Origin of the sequence: Streptomyces caelestis (assembly GCF_001279005.1) — a bacterium.
Taxonomy (GTDB): domain Bacteria; phylum Actinomycetota; class Actinomycetes; order Streptomycetales; family Streptomycetaceae; genus Streptomyces; species Streptomyces heliomycini.
Genome location: NZ_LGCN01000027.1, coordinates 1 through 1,220 on the forward strand (window position 1 = coordinate 1; position 1,220 = coordinate 1,220).

Below are 1,220 nucleotides of genomic sequence, written 5' to 3' on the forward strand. Positions count from 1 at the left end.
CCCGCCCTGTGCGCGGTGCTGGTGGTGTGCGGCCGGTCACTGTGGCGGCACGGCCGGGTGCGTCGTGGCGCCCACCGGGCGCTGGCCGGACTGCGGGAGACGGGGGTGGTCGTCCTTCCGGACGGCGCCCCCTACGCCTACGCGCTGCCGGGCGGCCGGCGGGACCGCGTGGTGGTGACCACGGCCATGCTGGACTGCCTCGAACCGGCCGAGCGCCGCGCGCTGTTCGCCCACGAGCGGGCCCACCTGGCCGCCCGTCACCACCGTTTCCTGCTCGCCGTCCAGCTGGCCGCGCGGGCCAACCCGTTCCTGCGGCCGCTGCGGACGGCGGTGGCGTACACGGCGGAGCGGTGGGCGGACGAGGACGCGGCCCAAGCGGTCGGCAGCCGCCGCACCGTGGCCCGGGCGATCGGCAAGGCGGCCCTGGTCTCGCGCGGCACCCCGGTGGCGACCCTGGCGGGCCTGGCTGCGGCGGGCCCGGTGCCGCGCCGGGTGGCGGCCCTGCTCGGACCCGTTCCGGCGGTGCGCAGCTGGCCTTCGTTGTTCACGTCGGTGGGCGCGGCGACCTGGGGCGCGGCGGTGGGGGCCGCCGTGTCGGCGATGTCGTCGGCGAACTCCGCCGTGACGATGGTCCTCATCCTGCACGCGGCCACGCCCCTGTGACCCCGTGGCGGGCCGTCCGCCACGGGGCCGGGGCCGCTCAGAGGTCGAACTCGTGGGGCGGCAGGTCGAGGGCGTAGCACGCCTCGCGGACCACGGCCTGCTCGTCCTTGTCGAAGTCGCCGTCGGCGCCGCCGATGACGATGCCGATCTGGACGACCGCCCGTGCTTCGGCGGGCTTCTTCTTCGCCTTGGCGATCTCCTGCAGGACGCTCACCTTGCCGAAGGCGAAGTCGGCGGTGAGCTTGCCGAGGTTGTCCTCGAAGCGGCGGCGCAGGTCGTCGGCGTCGAAGTTCTGCAGCACCTCGTTGGTGGCGATGAGCTGGGCCACGCGCTGCCGCTCGGACGGGTCGACGGTGCCGTCGGCGGCCGCCACCAGGGCGCACATCGCCATGCTCGCGTCGCGGAAGGCGCCGCTCTTCAGGTCGTTCTTCTTCGCCACGAGCTGGGTCTGCATCGTCGACGCGGACTCCTTGAGGCGGTCCCACAGGGCCATGAGCACTCCGTACCTGGTCGGGAGGGCGCCCGGACCGGCGTGCTCCGGGCGCCCAGTTTCTTCT

2 protein-coding genes are annotated in these 1,220 nt (G+C 74.8%); one reads left to right on the forward strand and one right to left on the reverse strand.

Annotated features, from left to right (window positions below; genetic code table 11):
* Positions 1-663 (forward strand): M56 family metallopeptidase (locus ADK41_RS03475; RefSeq protein ID WP_030837494.1); only part of this gene is annotated, 663 nt, incomplete at its 5' end.
* 37 nt (positions 664-700) lie between these two features.
* Here the strand turns inward: ADK41_RS03475 and ADK41_RS03480 are convergent.
* Positions 701-1,156 carry a tellurite resistance TerB family protein gene (locus ADK41_RS03480; protein WP_030837491.1) on the reverse strand — a complete coding sequence of 152 codons (456 nt, stop codon included), beginning with the start codon at positions 1,154-1,156 and terminating at the stop codon, positions 701-703.
* Positions 1,157-1,220: the final 64 nt, after the last annotated feature.